Origin of the sequence: Baaleninema sp. (assembly GCF_049974805.1) — a bacterium.
In the GTDB taxonomy this organism is placed as follows: domain Bacteria; phylum Cyanobacteriota; class Cyanobacteriia; order Cyanobacteriales; family Geitlerinemataceae; genus Baaleninema.
Map to the genome: position 1 here is coordinate 1 of NZ_JBNGCO010000009.1, position 16,779 is coordinate 16,779.

General features: G+C 54.1%; 14 protein-coding genes. 7 read left to right on the top strand and 7 right to left on the bottom strand.

Going from position 1 to position 16,779, the window contains the following annotated elements; translation table 11 throughout:
• Nucleotides 1-471: 471 nt before the first annotated feature.
• From ACP5D4_RS03285 to tftA, 3 genes are all read left to right on the top strand, one after another.
• Entirely contained in the window at nt 472-1,032 is a 561-nt protein-coding gene (locus ACP5D4_RS03285) for an adenylate kinase (RefSeq protein ID WP_428010197.1), read from the top strand.
• A gap of 78 nt (nt 1,033-1,110) precedes the next feature.
• Nucleotides 1,111-2,865, top strand: coding sequence for an arginine--tRNA ligase (gene argS, locus ACP5D4_RS03290; RefSeq protein ID WP_428010198.1), 1,755 nt, complete (start codon nt 1,111-1,113; stop codon nt 2,863-2,865).
• 46 nt (nt 2,866-2,911) lie between these two features.
• Nucleotides 2,912-4,258 (top strand): hormogonium tapered terminus morphoprotein TftA, encoded by a 1,347-nt coding sequence (gene tftA, locus ACP5D4_RS03295; RefSeq protein WP_428010199.1) that lies wholly within the window; start codon nt 2,912-2,914, stop codon nt 4,256-4,258.
• 47 nt (nt 4,259-4,305) lie between these two features.
• Here tftA and ACP5D4_RS03300 read toward each other — a convergent pair whose 3' ends face one another.
• The 4 genes from ACP5D4_RS03300 to ACP5D4_RS03315 all read right to left on the bottom strand — a co-directional run bounded on the left by ACP5D4_RS03300 (nt 4,306) and on the right by ACP5D4_RS03315 (nt 8,694).
• On the bottom strand, nt 4,306-5,088 hold the full coding sequence (locus ACP5D4_RS03300) for a hypothetical protein (protein WP_428010200.1): 783 nt from the start codon (nt 5,086-5,088) through the stop codon (nt 4,306-4,308).
• Between the two features lie 188 nt (nt 5,089-5,276).
• Nucleotides 5,277-5,804: a hypothetical protein gene (locus ACP5D4_RS03305; RefSeq protein WP_428010201.1), complete on the bottom strand. Its 528-nt coding sequence runs from the start codon at nt 5,802-5,804 to the stop codon at nt 5,277-5,279.
• Nucleotides 5,805-5,884: 80 nt separating this feature from the next.
• The gene (truB, locus tag ACP5D4_RS03310) at nt 5,885-6,793 is read right to left on the bottom strand and encodes a tRNA pseudouridine(55) synthase TruB (protein WP_428010202.1); all 909 of its coding nucleotides are present in this window, start codon (nt 6,791-6,793) and stop codon (nt 5,885-5,887) included.
• A 110-nt stretch (nt 6,794-6,903) separates the two neighbouring features.
• Nucleotides 6,904-8,694, bottom strand: a complete 1,791-nt coding sequence (locus ACP5D4_RS03315; RefSeq protein ID WP_428010203.1) for an aspartate kinase — start codon at nt 8,692-8,694, stop codon at nt 6,904-6,906.
• A gap of 269 nt (nt 8,695-8,963) precedes the next feature.
• Here ACP5D4_RS03315 and ACP5D4_RS03320 point away from each other — a divergent pair, with 269 nt between their 5' ends.
• The gene (locus ACP5D4_RS03320) at nt 8,964-10,268 is read left to right on the top strand and encodes an LCP family protein (RefSeq protein WP_428010204.1); all 1,305 of its coding nucleotides are present in this window, start codon (nt 8,964-8,966) and stop codon (nt 10,266-10,268) included.
• A 462-nt stretch (nt 10,269-10,730) separates the two neighbouring features.
• On the opposite strand, the gene ACP5D4_RS03325 is transcribed toward ACP5D4_RS03320, so the two are convergent.
• The 3 genes from ACP5D4_RS03325 to ACP5D4_RS03335 all read right to left on the bottom strand — a co-directional run bounded on the left by ACP5D4_RS03325 (nt 10,731) and on the right by ACP5D4_RS03335 (nt 13,272).
• Nucleotides 10,731-10,934, bottom strand: coding sequence for a hypothetical protein (locus ACP5D4_RS03325; protein WP_428010205.1), 204 nt, complete (start codon nt 10,932-10,934; stop codon nt 10,731-10,733).
• A gap of 194 nt (nt 10,935-11,128) precedes the next feature.
• On the bottom strand, nt 11,129-11,890 hold the full coding sequence (locus ACP5D4_RS03330; RefSeq protein ID WP_428010206.1) for a DUF6816 family protein: 762 nt from the start codon (nt 11,888-11,890) through the stop codon (nt 11,129-11,131).
• Nucleotides 11,891-12,036: 146 nt separating this feature from the next.
• Nucleotides 12,037-13,272, bottom strand: coding sequence for a D-alanyl-D-alanine carboxypeptidase (locus ACP5D4_RS03335; protein WP_428010207.1), 1,236 nt, complete (start codon nt 13,270-13,272; stop codon nt 12,037-12,039).
• A 105-nt stretch (nt 13,273-13,377) separates the two neighbouring features.
• Between ACP5D4_RS03335 and plsX the strand changes: the two genes are divergently transcribed.
• The 3 genes from plsX (at nt 13,378) to fabD (ending at nt 16,615) form a co-directional block, all read left to right on the top strand.
• Nucleotides 13,378-14,388, top strand: a complete 1,011-nt coding sequence (gene plsX, locus ACP5D4_RS03340; RefSeq protein WP_428010208.1) for a phosphate acyltransferase PlsX — start codon at nt 13,378-13,380, stop codon at nt 14,386-14,388.
• A 157-nt stretch (nt 14,389-14,545) separates the two neighbouring features.
• A complete protein-coding gene (locus tag ACP5D4_RS03345) occupies nt 14,546-15,547 on the top strand; it encodes a beta-ketoacyl-ACP synthase III (protein ID WP_428010209.1) in 1,002 nt (333 codons plus the stop codon).
• A gap of 180 nt (nt 15,548-15,727) precedes the next feature.
• Complete coding sequence (fabD, locus tag ACP5D4_RS03350; RefSeq protein WP_428010210.1) at nt 15,728-16,615, top strand: ACP S-malonyltransferase; 888 nt, start codon at nt 15,728-15,730, stop codon at nt 16,613-16,615.
• Nucleotides 16,616-16,779: the final 164 nt, after the last annotated feature.

Below are 16,779 nucleotides of genomic sequence, written 5' to 3' on the forward strand. Positions count from 1 at the left end.
CTTTTTGGAAAGTCGCCCTAAAAGGGGCGAGGCTTTAGACCCAATTTTTTGGTAATGTTTGCTTCGCCAATGTTCAGAGTCGGTACTTTCCAAATTGCACGTCCTTAAACCCCTTAGAGATGTTTAACAATTCGGTTCTAGAGCCTGGAACTAGCAAGCATTCCAGGGTAGGACTTTAACTCTTGCTCTGAACGTAGCCAGTTAAGGCGATGGCTGGTCAGCTACCTGAAAGGGGGTACGAAGCCCCCGTGTTTCAGCCGGGGGTGCTGACTGCTTCGAGAGAGTACCCAGCAACTTACTAGGATATCGCGTTGGAGATCGCTTTTGACGATCGATTTTGGGGAAGAACGAGTTTTGGTGAAATCGCCCGGTCTCGGGTCGCGGTCGATTTCGTTACGAGATCGATCGTATACTTGACGGGGACACGCGCTCGTCTGAAACGTCCGAGTTGTCTAGTGTAGGAGAGAATTTGTGAGATTGGTCATTTTGGGCGGCCCTGGTGCCGGAAAAGGGACGCAAGGTCGGATGTTGTGCGAAAACTTGGGGATTCCCTGGATTGCGACGGGGGAAATTTTTCGCGCGGCGATCGAAGCGGATACGGAACTCGGTCGTCAAGCGGCGCCCTATGTGGAAAAAGGCGATTTAGTCCCCGATCCGATTACCATCGAACTGATTCGCGATCGCCTCACGCAAGCGGATACGGAAAATGGCTGGCTTCTCGATGGCTACCCGAGAACGGCGTTTCAAGCTGAAGAACTGGATTTTCTGTTGGGAGATCTCGGACAGGAATTAGATTGGGCGATTTGGTTAGACGCCCCGGTTCCGGTGTTGATGCAGCGATCGCTCGATCGCTCCCGCGACGACGACGCCCCAGAAATCATCCGACGGCGGATCGATTTGTTCCACCAGCGCACGATTCCCATTACCGGCTACTATAAACCGCGCAACAAACTCCTTCGCATCGACGCCGATCGCTCTCCAGAAGTCATCCAACAGGATTTACTCGATACCCTGGCGGCGAAACAGGTGTAATATCTCCGTTTCTCTCCTCCATCTCTTGAACGTCTCGATTTCAAGTCTCGATTTCAGGTTTCGATTTTTTAACGCTCCATGTCTTCCATTCCCGAACAGCTTCGTTTAAAGTTCGATCGCGCTCTCGTAGACGCCTTCGGTGAGGAACTCGCCGGAACCGATCCCCTGTTAGCCTCGACAAACAACCCCAAATTTGGCGACTATCAAGCTAACCTGGCCATGTCGCTGGCCAAACGCCTCAAACAGAAACCCCGCGACATCGCCCAACAAATTGTCGATCGCCTCGAGGTGTCAGATATCTGCGAACCGCCGGAAATCGCCGGACCCGGATTCATTAACCTACGCTTGAAACGGGAATTCCTCGAAGCGCAACTGCAAAAAATGCAAGGGAGCGATCGCCTGGGAATCGACCCCACAGAAACCCCTCAGACGACAGTTGTAGACTTCTCCAGTCCCAACATCGCCAAAGAAATGCACGTGGGACACCTGCGATCGACCATTATCGGCGATGCGATCGCTCGCGTTCTCGAATTCCACGGCGATAACGTCCTCCGCCTCAACCACGTGGGCGACTGGGGAACCCAATTCGGGATGCTGATTACCTACCTACGAGAAGCCTATCCCGACGCCCTCACCCAACCCGACGCCCTCGACATTGGCGACTTAGTGGCGTTTTACAAAAAAGCGAAAATCCGCTTCGACGAAGATCCCGAATTCCAAGAAACCGCCCGCAACACCGTCGTCAAACTGCAATCGGGAGATACCGAAACCCGTCAAGCTTGGGAATTACTCTGCGATCAGTCGCGGCGGGAATTCCAGAAAATCTACGATCGCCTGGACGTGCGGCTTCAGGAACGGGGCGAATCCTTCTACAACGAAATGTTACCCCAAGTCGTCGAAGACCTGGAAAAACAGGGGTTAGTTGTCGAAGACCAAGGGGCGAAATGCGTCTTTCTCGAAGGCTATAAAAATAAAGAAGGAAACCCCCAACCGCTCATCGTTCAGAAGTCTGACGGCGGTTACAACTACGCCACCACCGACTTAGCCGCCTTGCGCTACCGCATTCGCGAAGACGGGGCGCAGCGGGTAATTTACGTGGTGGATGCGGGACAAGGAACCCACTTCGACCAAGTGTTTCAAGTGGCTAAACGGGCGGGCTGGATTCCCGAAGGCGTCGAAGCGACGCACGTTCCCTTCGGTTTGGTACAAGGGGAAGACGGGAAAAAGCTGAAAACCCGTTCTGGGGAAACGATTCGCCTGAAAGATTTGCTGGACGAAGCGGTACGTCGCGCCCGTGCGGATTTGGAAAAACGCCTCCAAGAAGAAGGACGCCAGGAAGGCCAAGAGTTTATCGAAAACGTGGCGAACGTGGTGGGACTCAGTTCGGTGAAGTACGCCGATTTGAGTCAAAACCGCACCAGTAACTACATTTTCAGTTACGACAAGATGCTCTCGTTGCAGGGGAACACCGCCCCCTATTTGCTGTATGCGTTCGTGCGGGTTCAGGGAATCAGTCGTAAGGGCGATATCGATTTCGAGAATTTGGGCGAGGTGTCGATGTCGTTACAGGAAGAACCGGAATTCGTCCTGGCGAAACACTTGCTGAGTTTGTCGGAGATTCTCGACGAGGTCGCTTCGGAGTTGTTACCGAACCGTCTGTGTCAGTATTTGTTCGAGTTGAGTCAGAAATTCAACCAGTTTTACGATAAATGTCCGGTGTTGCAAGCGGAGGAACCGTTACGCACCTCTCGCCTGGTGTTATGCGATTTGAGCGCCCGGACGTTGAAATTGGGATTGTCCTTGTTGGGAATTGAGGTGTTGGAACGGATGTAAGTTGAGATGAGGGGATGATGGGATGATGAGGTGAGGGATCGAAATCATGGGACGAGTTTTTATTTCCGCAGGTCACGGGGGATACGAGAACGGACAAATCGATCCCGGAATTACCGCAGGCGGTACGACTGAGGCGCAGGAGATGATTTTGTTGCGCGATCGCGTGATGAGCGAACTCCAAGCCCGAAAAGTAGACGTTCTCTCGGTTCCCGACGACCTCAGCCAGCAGCAAACCATCGATTGGATTAACAGTCGCGGTCGTTCCGACGATGTGGCGGTGGAATTACATACGAACGCCGCTCTCAACTCGGAAGCGAAGGGAACGACGGTGTATTACATCACCAATAACGCCGAACGCCATCAGGAAGCGGAAAGGCTACTTCGCGCCCTGTTACAGCGGGTTCCGCAACTGACGAATCGCGGGGCGCGTCCGGATGCGGTAACGGGAACGGGGAGTTTGTTGTTTTGTCGGGCGATTTCAATTCCTTCGTTGTACTTGGAAGTGGGGTTTCTCACGAATCCTGAAGATCGCTATTTGATTCAAAACCGTCGCGATGAGATTGCGGCGGGGTTGGCGGATGGGTTGCTGTCTTGGGTGAATCGATCGCCCGAAAAACCCCCGGATACTATCGTGTACTCGCAGATTAACATCCGCGTCAACGGTCACGAGTACGGGGAACCGGGAATCGCTGTTAATGGAAACTCCTATATTCCTATTGCGATCGCGGATAGTTTTGGGGTGGATTTGACGCAGGCGCCGTTCGTGCGTCGGATTTACTATCGCAATATTGTTTATGTGAAAGCGGTGGATTTGCGCGAGTTCAATATTGCGGTGGGATGGGACAATCAGAGTCGGGCGGTGACGCTGCGATCGGTTCTTCCGATTTGTAAGGGACAGATCGATCGCATCATGGGAATTGGAAACACGACGGACGTTCAACTTCTGGTGTTTCTGAAGAAGGACAACCCTCAAGCTGCGACGCAGTTTCCCGATATCGCTACGTTATATCGTGAAGAGGCCAGTATCGAAGGGGTTAATTACGATATTGCTTTTTCGCAGATGTGTTTGGAAACAGACTATCTGCGGTTTGGAAAGGGCGTTAGTGCGGCGCAAAACAACTTTGCGGGATTGGGAGACGCCGCCGGAAGTGCGGGTGGGGCGTCTTTCCCTAGCGCCCGCATCGGCGTCCGCGCCCACGTTCAGCATTTGAAAGCTTACGCCAGTACGGAACCGCTGGTACAGGAAATTGTTGACCCTCGATTCCGCTTTCTCACGCGAGGAATTGCGCCTTTAGTGGGTCAACTTTCGGGGCGTTGGTCTTCTGATATCACTTACGGCGATCGCATTATGGCGATTCTCCGCCAACTTTACGAATCCGCCGGGTTGCTATAAAAAACTCCTGAAAATTTACCACTCTCAACTATTAACTATTAACTCCCCTAGGCTTCTTTGAAAAAGCGAATGAGTTCGCGGACGCGATCGAGGAATTGGGCGTCTGCACTCAGTTGAGAAATGGCGTTTTGGGCGTCTCTCGCAATCCGGGTATGTTCGGCGTGGTTCTCGGCTTTCAGGGTTTCGTGAGAACTCGCCAGACGGCTTAAGTCGTGGCGAATTCCGTCGAGTTGACGCTGTTGAGTAGAAACCACAGAATCGGGGTTTTCGGGATCGAGGCGATCGCACAAAGACTTGACATTTTCTTCGATTTGTGCTATATGTTCTCGTAATTCGATGATATCTTGACGAGGATATTTGAATTCTCGCCCGATCGCCGTGAGACGATAAGCCAAATATTGATAAAAGGCGACGGCGGGGCGCAATCCGGTAAACAGCAGCGTGGCGACGGAACTGATGTAGCCGATGGCGCTGATTCCGGTGGCGGCGAGGAGATACAAGCCGAGGGCAGAGATGACGTGAAGTCCGAGGGCAATCCAAAGCGATCGCCGCACGACGACTTTCACGTAACGGATTTGTTTTTCGTCGAGGGGAATGCCTCTTTCGCGAGATCGATCGGCGTCTGCAAGGACTTGTTTGGCGTTGAAGTAAACGTTCCAGGGAATGGTGACGATGGCGACTAACCACCAGAAACTGGCGACGCCGACTATCCAATCGACAAAGTTTCCGGTGGGAATCCCCAACCACTGCAAAATCCCGAAGGTGAAGAGAACGAGGATAACTAACAGGATCGTAAATCCGGCGAAGTTATTGATTTCTCTGGCGTTCATGGCACTTATGGAGGAAACGAGATTAGTTCGATCGTGGCTGCGGTTTGGCGATCGAACCCCGTTTCCTGTGCCAGTTTCTCAGATGTTCTCCACTGATTCTATGCGGCTAATTCTGGCCTCGAGATCCCCGGCATCTCCAAGATGCCGGGGATCTTATAGTATGTCAAAGATGTCAAAGTCTAGTTCGGCTAATTCTGTAACGACGCTTCCACGCGACGGCGCAATTCGAGGAGTTGTTGGCGAACCGACTCGTGAGTATATTCGTCTTCGGGATGGGGGGATTGGTGAGGACGTTGAAAATGGGGGCGTTCGTCGTTCATTTCGCCCCACTTGACATCGACTTGTCGCACGAATTCGTACAGCATTTCAGAATTGTTCGTGAGGGAGTCGAGGAGTTCTAACAACGCCTGTAAGGGGGTTTCGAGATTTCGCGCGACTCGGATGGTGTCCTCGTCAACCCACCGTTGCAGAATCGCTTGTAACGCGCCGGAAATGTCCGATAAGTTTCGATCGATAAAATTATGAATCGTCGCCTTCGCCCGTTCCAACCGGGGAACGGGGGAATCTCCTTTGAAAAAAGAACCCCCCTCCTTGGCGATCGCATCGGCTAAGGTGAATTTTCGACCCCGGAAAACGTCAAATTGAAACTGTTCCTCTTCTTCTTCGGGGTTGGGTTGGGAATTGCGGGGTTCCTCGGGGGAGTTTTGGGAAGTCATCGATTGCGGCCAGAAAGACGATAGGCTTTACTGCTAAGCTAACACACTCGAAATTACACGAAACCCAGTTTCTAGAAATATTACCGATCGAATACCATTTTCGGGGCGAGAACCGGGAGAGCTTGGTTCGGTTTCCAAGTTCCCACGCCGAGGAAGGTTCCCATTTCGTCAAAAACTGCGACGAATTCACTTTCCGGTTGAACGTCGTCGAGTTGCAACCGTTGTCCTTGACGCCACCGTTGCGCCAACGTTTCGGGAAGCGAGAGAGAGGGGAGGTGTTTCAACGCCGATTCCGGGGGAAACAGTTGCAACTCTTGATTTTCGACGGTTTCGGCGAGGCGATCGATCGTCCAACTCTCCGCAATCGAAAAGCCGCTGCTGTGGGTTCGTAGCAGTTGCGCCAGGGTGGCGCCACATCCGAGGACTTCTCCCAAATCTCGAGCGATCGCGCGAATGTAAGTTCCGCCGCCACAGTCGATCGCTAAATCCACTTCCGGAAATTCACCGTTGCGCCAATCGAGAATCTCAATTTGGGAGATTTCCACCTGTCGCGAAGGAACCTCAACCGCTTCTCCCGCCCTGGCTAAATCGTACAGCCGTTTTCCGTCCACCTGAATGGCGCTGTATTTCGGCGGAATTTGTTCGATCGATCCGATAAATTGCGGAATCACCTGACGCAGGGATTCCAACGTCACCCCCGAATTCGGATTAACTGAAATCGTCTCCCCATCGAGATCGTCGGTTGTGGTTCGCACCCCAAAGCGCACCGTCGCGTTATAAGCTTTCCCCGACGGGAGATATTGAATCAACCGCGTCGCTTTTCCCACCGCGATCGGTAAAACCCCCGTCGCCAGGGGATCGAGAGTTCCCCCATGGCCGACTTTTTTCAATTTCAACAGACGCCGCACCTTGGCGACGCAATCGTGAGATGTCCAACCTTGAGGTTTATCCAGGTTGAGAAATCCCGCCAGAGATTTAGTATCAGTCATCGATCGATCCGAATTACTGCGATGAGGAGGTGATGAGGTGATGAGGTAATGAGGTGAGGAGGTGGTGAAATTTCTCAGTCATCCCATCATCCCATCACCCGGTCATCCCCTCATCCCTTCGACAAGCCAAAGGCTGCGTGAACCGCTTGTAAAGCCTTCACGCCGTCTTCTTCAGGAACGACGCAGCTAATTTTGATTTCCGAGGTGGCGATAGTTTGGATGTTGATTTTTTCCTGGGCGAGGGCGGCGAACATTTTCGCAGCCACCCCAGGTTGTCCGATCATCCCCGAACCGACGATACTCACTTTAGAAATGGATTTGTCAACGACTAACTCGCCGCATCCCATTTCCTCCAACAAGGGCGTCAAGAGTTCCCGCGCCGCTTCCGCGTCGGTTTGGGCGACGGTAAAGGCGATGTCGCGGGTGGGGATGTTGTTGAGGATGCGACAGCGTTGGGATTGGATGATGGTATCGATGCTGATTCCGTGTTCGGCGAGGAGTTGGAAAATTCGCGCGGCGCGTCCGGCGAGATCGGGAACTTGTAAAATGGCCAGGCGAGCTTGTCCGCGATCGAGCGCCACACCCCGCACCACGGGCGGTTTCACGGCGTCGGTATTGGCGATTTCCCGTTCGCGCACGGTGGAGATGTGAACGTCGAAAGTCTCGCACAGGGCTGCAATGGCGCGATCGCCGTCTGAAGCATCAATCACGCAACTGACTTTGACTTCCGAGGTGGAAATCATTTGAATGTTGACCCCGGCTTTTCCGAGGGTACTGAACATTTCCGCCGCCACGCCAGGACGTCCGATCATTCCGGCGCCGACGATGCTGACTTTGGCGATGTCGCGATCGACGATGACGTCGGTTTGGTTGTTCTCGCTTTCCGGAGACAGGGCGGGAACGATCGCCGCCGCGACAGATTCAGCGCGATCGAGGATGTTTTTAGTGACGGTAAAGGCGATGTCGTTGGTGTTTCCTTCGTGAATCGACTGCACGATTAAATCCACATCGACCCTTTGACGGCCGATTTCGCCGAAGAGCGTGGCGGCGATACCGGGGCGATCGCACACCCGCAACAGCGCCACTTTCGCCTGATCGGCGTCGAATTCCACCGCGTCCACCGGATGCACCAGTTCCAACCCTTCTAACTTGCGCGGGGTACGTTCCGGGGCGACGACGCGAGTACCGGGATCGTCGGTCCAACTCGATCGCACCACCAACGTCACGCCGTAATTGCGGGCGATTTCCACGGCCCGAGGATGCAAGACTTTCGCCCCCAAACTGGCCAACTCCAACATCTCGTCGCAGGTAATTTCGTCCATGAGTTGGGCTTCGGGAACCAAGCGAGGATCGGTGGTGAGGATACCGGGAACGTCAGTATAGATTTCGCAGCGATCGGCGTTGAGGGCGGCGGCTAACGCCACGGCGGAGGTATCGGAACCCCCCCGCCCCAGGGTAGTAATTTCTAATTCTTCTCCGAGGGCGATTCCCTGGAATCCCGCCACGACGACGACTTTACCGGCGTTGAGGTGGCGTTCGAGTCGATCGGTTTGAATTTGCAGAATGCGGGCGCGACTGTGGGCGGCTTCGGTGACGATTCCCACCTGCGCCCCCGTCATGGAAATGGCGGGAACGCCCCGTTCTTGCAATGCCATACTCAACAGGGCGATGGACACCTGTTCCCCGGTTGACAGCAGCATATCCATTTCTCGCCGACAGGGATTCGACGAAATTTCGTTGGCCATTTGCACCAGGCTGTCGGTGGTTTTCCCCATCGCCGACACCACCACCACGACAGACTGTCCGTCTTTGGCGGTATTTGCGACACGCTGGGCAACCGCTTGCAGTCGTTCGATCGATCCGACAGAGGTTCCCCCGTATTTTTGGACGATTGGCGCCATACCCTCACCCCATTAAACTTCCGTTGGCGATCGGCTATTCTCTCATACTACTCGCTGGATTGGGGGGCGATGTGGTGATGTGTTGACCTGACGATCGCCGGGATAGCCCGGATCGAATCCCAAGCCGCAGCGATCGCCACCGATCCGGATTTGGCGTTGTCTTGAGGAATGGTCTTAACAAAGAAAGCCGCGATCACCCCCTCGACTTCGCCCCCCCACTGAGCCAGAGATGGCAAAATCGATAGTGTCTGACCCTAGAGGAAATTGTGGTGAAAGTCCCCCCCTCGCGACCTGGAAACGTTTCCGCCTTGCTGTGGTGGAGTGTCATCGCCACGGTCGCCATTCTAACTTCTGCCATTTTGGGAGCGGTGACAGCCTTAGTGATGCCCGCTTCCTCCTTTGTGCGCTCTCCCTGGCGTCAAGGGCAATTGTGGGACAATTTCGGGTACGAACTCTCGCGTCCGGTTAATATTCTCTTGTTGGGGGTCGATCGCGACCCGGAAATTGCCGACGATTCTCCGGAACTCTTCAACGGACGCAGCGATACGGTGTTAGTGATGCGCTTCGATCCCAACGACGACAGCCTCAACGTCGTTTCTCTGCCTCGGGATACGCAAGTGGAAATTCCCAGTTACGGCGTCGCGAAACTCAACCAAGCCAACGCTCTCGGTGGCGTCGAACTGGCGGAAGCCACGGTTCGAGGGCTGACAAACGATTTGACCGTCGATCGCTACGTGCGCGTCAATACGGATGCCCTCGTCGAACTGGTGGATATGCTGGGGGGAATCGAGGTCTTCGTTCCCTATCCTATGTCTTATCTCGATCGCACTCAGCAACTCGTTATCGATCTCGATCCCGGTTGGCAACTCCTCAACGGCAGACAAGCTCAGCAGTTCAGCCGTTTTCGTCAGGGGCGTTACGGGGATGTGGGACGGGTGCAACGACAGCAAATCCTCATCGAGGCGTTGCGAGATCGCCTCACCAACCCCACTGTCATTCCTCGCCTTCCGGCGATCGTGCGCGTCATGGAAAAGTACGTCGATACGAACCTCACCCTCGAGGAAATGGTGGCGTTAGCAGGCTTTGGCGTACAACTCGACCCGCAACAGTTTCGCATGGTCTTGCTTCCGGGGCGTTTCAGTACCGCCGCCGAAGCCGACCGCAGTTATTGGCTTCTCGATGAGGCGGAACGCGATCGCATTGTGGCGGAATTCCTCGATCGCACGCCCTCCGACGCCTTTATCGATCGCCCCAGTTCTTCGACGGCGTTCAACCAAACCCCCAGCATTCCCCGCATCGCCATTCAAAACGCCAGCGGAAACCCGCAAACCCTCGAGAGCGTGCGATCGCAACTCCAACAACTCGGGTTTACCGATGTCTATGTCGCCCCCAGTTGGAACGAAGTTCGACACCATACGGAAATTGTCGTTCAAACGGGGAATCTCGACGCCGCCAAACGGTTACAACAGGCTTTAGGCTTCGGACAAATCGAATCCCTCTCCACTGGCGATCTCGATTCCGATTTGACGCTGCGCGTCGGTGCTGATTGGATGTCTGTCTTCTCAAGCCCGTAAGCTCTGTAAATCCCTTCAGACGGGAATTTACGCCTCGACGAGCTTCGAGGTTCGCCATGTTGATTTTTTATTCTATTTCAAAATGTTAAAAAAGCCTCGGTCGGGTTGACAGTTGAGCCAACCCAGGGCGATACTAATATCGTAGCCATTTTATTTCTTTTGTCTATATTATTGATTTTTTATTCAACACTCTCGAGTATCGAATCTCTAGTCTCTAAAAAAAGACGATATCTTAAATATCTTAAAACTTAAAAAAGATAAGCTTTCAAGCGGTCTTTTAAAAAAGAGTATTGCAGGCAACAAACCCAGTTTAAACTGCCACGCGATCGCCTTAATCTTGTTCAGTTAAAAAACGGCAAGCGAACGCGGTGTGAGGGGCGATTCAAACCCTTAAGAATCTCCCACCCCTTAGCCCCAAAAAACACCCAACCCAACCACCGAGAGCGAGAAACTCTCAGGAGTTTAGCCAAGAATAGACAACTCGTTTTCAACTTTCACTTTGCCTTTGAGAACCGCTCTCAGCAATCGATCGATAGCCCGTCGTTCCTCTTCAGAGAGTGTTTCATCCAAAATAGCTGTCTGCAACCCGTATCGATCGGCAACCGCAATTTTGCCAGTAGTTCGGGCTGACACGAGCATTTCACCGATCGCTCCGGGGATGAGCATCGCTCGTTCAAACGTATATTCACGCATTCTAAACTATGACCCGGAGAAGACACTTTAATTGTGAAGAATCCAACTCAAGATTTCTGTGATTTCCGGCGACTTGCCCGTGTGAGTTCGATCGAGATTTCGCGCGATCGTAAGTACCACCCGAAAGCGATCGCGATCGCTGCAAGTTTTAGAAAATTAAGCTATGGCTAAAAGAGAAAAGAGGTTCGATCGTCTCCGCCCGTCTCGCGCTCGAGTTGTAGGCGATAGCGATACAAGGCAACGGGGCGTCCGTTGGCGCGAAAATAATTCGGATCTTTCGGCGACAAATAAATCGCCGTCATTTGATTTCCCTCGAGGCGAGTCGGAGACTTGCGATCGTAAACCGTCGTCGTTTCGACCTCGTTGAGATAAATTTGTGACTTCGTGCGAAACACCTGGTAAGAAACCTCAGTCGCCACAAAGCGATCGGGGGTGGGCCGTTCGCTGCTGCGGCCTCTCACCACCGAAACTAACTTGCGGTTAGGCGGAATCCGGGTAATTTGACGGTTGGGATCGTCAGGATCGACGCGAACCGAAACGTCGCGTTCGGAACCCAAATAAGCGCGGGCGATACTTTCACCGTTGAAAGCGCGATCGGCAACAATCCGAGAACGGCCGTCTGACTCAGACGCCGATGTTTGAGTTGATTTCTCAGTCGATTTTCCGGTCGATTTCGCTTCAGAGGGCGACTGAGGTTGAAAGCGAACCTGAAAGTTCAGCGATCGATCCAAATAACGACGGTTCACCTCGTATCCCGGCGTCACGATCTCCGGCGCCAAGGGCGCCACCGCATCCACGAGGGTACTGGTAACGTTCCAAGTGCCTTCCATCCATGGCGGATAACCCAAATCGCCTCGGACTGGGCGAACCGGGGGTTTTTCCTGCCAGTGGGGAAACGCCGCCGCGCGATCGCTCAAAACCCCAGCCATCGCCATTGGCATCCACAGACACCAAAGTCCAACAATCCCAAAAATTCCTCGAAACACGATCTTAGTAATTGACAGTTGACAGTTGATAATTGATAACGAAAGGTGACGAGGCGAGTTTCCCCTCATCTCCCTATCTCCCCCTCTCCCTATCTCTCTATCTCCCCATCACTGTATTGCGTGGCGAGGCGATCGAGGAACTCGTCTTGAGCTTGTCGGAAGGGGAGAACAAAATCCTCGCCGCTGTTGATGATGGCGAACCACACCCAGCCGCGATCGCCAGTGGGAATCGCCCCGGCGAGGGCGCTAACGTTCCACAGCGTCCCCGTTTTGACGATCGCTCCTTTGGGAATCCGGCGGTCTTCGAGAGTTCCCACATCGAGACCGGAGACGGGAAACACATCGGCCACCGTCAACCCGTCAGCCGCGAGGCGACGTTGAATCGCCGCAAACAGAGCGCAAACCGCGCGGGGGGAAATGCGGTTGTCTTGACCCAATCCCGAACCGTTAACCAGTTGAATTTCAGCCGGGGGAACCCCAGCCAACCCAGCGGCGCGACGTGCCACCGTCGCCCCACCCCCTAATTGCGTCGCCAACATCTCCGCCATCGCATTGTTGCTGTAGACGTTCATCAGTTTGAGGAGCGATCGCAAGGGCTGCGATCGATGGCGGTATCGTAGGTTCCCCGCCGAACCCTCTGCCTTTCCCGGCCGGATTTCCCCAAGAATTGCCAATTGGGGCGGAGCAGCAGTTTCAGAAGACGGCGTCGCCAAACGCTGGTAAGCGTCCCGAATCGCTGGCGTCCACTGTGCCTCGTCGAAAGCCTGTTTGAGGAGCGTTCCGGCCGTGGTGGGGTCGTCCTTCCCATTCATCGAGAACGCACCTTCAACAATTAAATCTCCAGTAATCTCTTGAATACCTTGACGGTGTAACGCCAGGGCGACAGCGATGGCGTCTTCCCAAACAAACAACGGATCGCCGCCTCCCACAACGGTCAAATCGCCATCGAGGATGCCGTTGTCCAGAGAACCCACCGTATAAACAGACGTATCGAAAGTGCGATCGACCCCCCAGGTTTCCAAGGCTACCAGAGACGTAGCCACCTTCGTAATCGAGGCGGCCGGTCGAGGCACCGTCCCGCGATGGGAGGCTAAAACGCGAGTTCCCGTTTGCAGCCAAATGCCCTGATTGTCCGCCGCGATCCCTCGGGAAGAGAGCCGTTGTAAATAGCGATCGAGGATCTCTTGGCTGGGCGGGTCGCCTTGGCGGGAAAAGGTCAAACCGGGCGCCTCGAACAAGGGCGAGAGCGATCGCCGAGACGGTAAAGACATCCCCGTAGTTTCTAACCAAAGGGCTAAAGTCCCCGACGCTACCAAACTCAGCATGGTTGCCCCCTCCGTCCGATTGGAGAACGCTTGTTTTCAATCCAGTGACTCATTGCAGTTAAAGTGGTCTGGTAAAATTTGGGAGGCTTATACAAGATTCGATCGATGGCATTGAACAGGGCAAGGATTGCAGTAGATGCGATGGGCGGTGATTATGCCCCAGATGAAATTGTTTCCGGGGCATGGCGAGCGCACGAGGAACTCGACGTAGAGGTTCTGCTCGTAGGCGACCCGGAAACTATCGAAGCATCCCTAGAACGACAAGGTCTGTCTTCCGATATTCAGATTATCCCCGCTGATGGGGTCGTCGAAATGCACGAAGAGGCGTTAACGGGGATTAAGCGCAAGCCCAAAGCATCCGTCAACGTTGCCATGGAGTTGGTCAAACAAGGGCAAGCCGATGCGGTGGTGTCCGCCGGCCATTCCGGGGCATCGATGGCGTCAGCTCTCTTGCGCTTAGGACGGCTTTCCGGGATCGATCGTCCGGCCATCGGCGCGGTCTTTCCCACGATGGAACCCAACAAATCCGTCTTGATTTTAGACGTCGGCGCGATCGTGGACTGTCGCCCCAAATATCTCGAACAGTTCGCCCTTCTCGGCACGATTTACAGTCAATACGTCCTCGGACGTCCCGAGCCGAAAGTCGGATTGCTCAATATTGGCGAAGAAGCTTCCAAGGGTAACGACTTGGCCGTTCGCACCTATCAAATGCTTCAAGATAACCCTCGCATTCCCTTTGTGGGGAACGCCGAAGGTCGCGATGTCTTATCCGGTAACTTCGACGTCATTGTTTGCGACGGCTTCGTGGGCAACGTTTTGTTGAAATTTGCCGAAGCGATCGGCAACGTCCTGTTGCAACTGTGTCAAGAAGAGTTGTTGCGGGATCTTGACGAGCGCGATCTGGCTCACCTCAACCCCAACCTCAAACGGCTCCGACAGCGTATCGATTACGTCGAACACGGGGGGGGCTTGCTCTTGGGGGTTAACGGCATCTGCGTGATCGGACACGGTAGCTCTCACGCGATGACGATTTTCAACGCCGTTCGTTTGGCGAAAGACGCTGTAGATAACCGCGTCATCGAACGCATTCAAGAAAAACACCTCGTCGAACAGTAAACGCCTTCAGCGCCAAGTTCGTCGAGGCGTTTCTCGTACCAACACTGGAACCCGAGCCAAGTTTTCGATGACACCGACCGAACTCAGTTCTTTCTCTCCGAGAGTTTGACCTCGCAGCGAGGACGGTGAGGGACATACAAAAGAGATCGAATAGCAGATGACGACATTGGGTATAGCAATTACGGGTAGTGGCGGGGCAACCCCGGACACGAGTTTAGACAACGATACGTTAAGCCAAATCGTAGAAACCTCAGACGAGTGGATTGCCACGCGCACGGGAATCCGCCAGCGGTGTTTGTCCGGTCCGGAGATGCCTCTGTCAGACCTGGCGGCCGCCGCCGCCAGGGAAGCCTTGGAGATGGCAGGGTTGAATCCGTCCGAGGTGGACTTGGTGGTTCTCGCGACCTCGACGCCGGACGATCTCTTTGGAAGTGCCAGTCGCGTCCAACACAGCATCGGGGCCTCGCAAGCGGTGGCGTTCGACTTGACCGCCGCCTGTTCGGGATTCGTGTTTGGCTTGGTGACGGTGGCGCAGTTTCTGCGGACGGGAGTGTATCGCAACGCCGTGTTAATCGGCGCCGATATTCTGTCCCGTTGGGTCGATTGGTCGGACCGCCGGACTTGCGTGTTGTTCGGAGACGGTGCTGGGGCTGTGGTGTTGCAAAGCACGACGGAAGAGGAGGGTTTGCTGGGGTTTGAGTTACGGAGTAACGGCGCCCAAAACAAGTCTCTGACGCTCGGTTACGAACCTCAAGCTCAAGCTTTGGTGGAAGGACTCGAAGTCAGTCAGGGGAACTACGGCCGCATCGCGATGAACGGGCAGGAAATTTATAAGTTTGCGGTGAAGAAGGTGCCCGAGGCGATTGAGAAGGCATTGTTCCGAGCGCAGTTAACGAACGCGGATCTCGATTGGTTGTTGCTTCACCAGGCGAACCAACGTATCTTAGATGCCGTGGCCAAGCGCTTGAACGTTCCGAGCGAGAAAGTGATTAGCAATTTGGCTCGCTATGGCAATACGTCGGCGGCGTCGATTCCGTTGGCGCTCGACGAGGCGGTGCGATCGCACCAAATTCAAACCGGAGATACCATCGCTGCCTCGGGCTTTGGTGCGGGTTTGACTTGGGGCGCGGCCATTTTGAAATGGGGCGGTTCCGTTTAGGGACTTGCGAAGAGGAGGAGAGCCAGACGAGCGAGTTCGGACGAGGTTCGAAGCGTTTCGCGATCGCTCGCCGGGGGCGAAGCGGTTTGGGGGCGATCGCGCCCTCGAGGGCGACCTCTGTGGAGAGCTATCAACGGCGAAGACGAAAAAGATTGAAGTCGAGAAGTTTAAAGTAAAACGATGAAAACAGCTTGGGTATTCCCGGGACAAGGGTCGCAAACAGCCGGAATGGGGGTCGATTTAGCCGAACTTCCCGCCGCCGCTGCGAAATTTCAGCAGGCTGAATCGATTTTAGGGTGGTCGGTGCTAGAAAACTGTCGCACGGGCGACAATTTATCCCAAACCCTGTACACGCAACCTTGTTTGTATACGATCGAATGTATTCTCGTGGATTTGCTGCGAGAGCGGGGACAGCAACCGGATGTTGTGGCCGGCCACAGTTTGGGAGAGTACGTGGCGCTGTACGCTGCTGGTGCGATCGATTTCGAGACGGGGCTGAAGTTGGTCAAACGCCGCGCCGAATTGATGGACGAAGCAGCGGACGGGGCGATGGTGGCTTTGATGAAGTTCGATCGCTCACAGTTGGAAGCGGCGATCGCCGAAACGGACGGCGCGGTTCTCGCTAACGATAATAGCCCCCTTCAGGTGGTGATTTCGGGAACCGCCGAGGCGATCGAAACGGTATTATCGAAGGTGAAGGTTCGCCGCTCGGTGCGTCTCGATGTCTCGGGTGCGTTCCACTCGCCCTTGATGGAGAAGGCTTCGGAAGCCTTTGATGCGGTTCTCGCCCCCGTGAGCTTTTCTGAGGCGACGGTTCCCCTGTTGTCGAACGTCGAACCGACGCCGGAAACGCAAGCCGAGGCTCTGAAATCTCGTTTGCAACAGCAAATGACGGGGCCGGTGCGCTGGCGGGAAATTTCTCTGCGTTTACCGGAAGAGGGGATCGATCGCGTCGTCGAAGTCGGCCCCGGTAAAGTTCTGACTGGCTTGATCGGTCGCACTTGTTCCGATCTAACTTTAGAAAATATCGGAACTCTCGAACAGCTCGACGCTCAAATTCAAGCTTGAACAATTGAGTTTTTCTAGAGCTATTGGGTGGGAGTTTCCCACCCCTTCGATTTAAGCTAAAAATTTTATCCCGAAAGTCCCCAAACTTCAAAACAACTAATAAATAGAGGTATTTTTTATGTAATTAAACTCTCAAAAAATAAGTTTAAAAATTAGGTAAATCT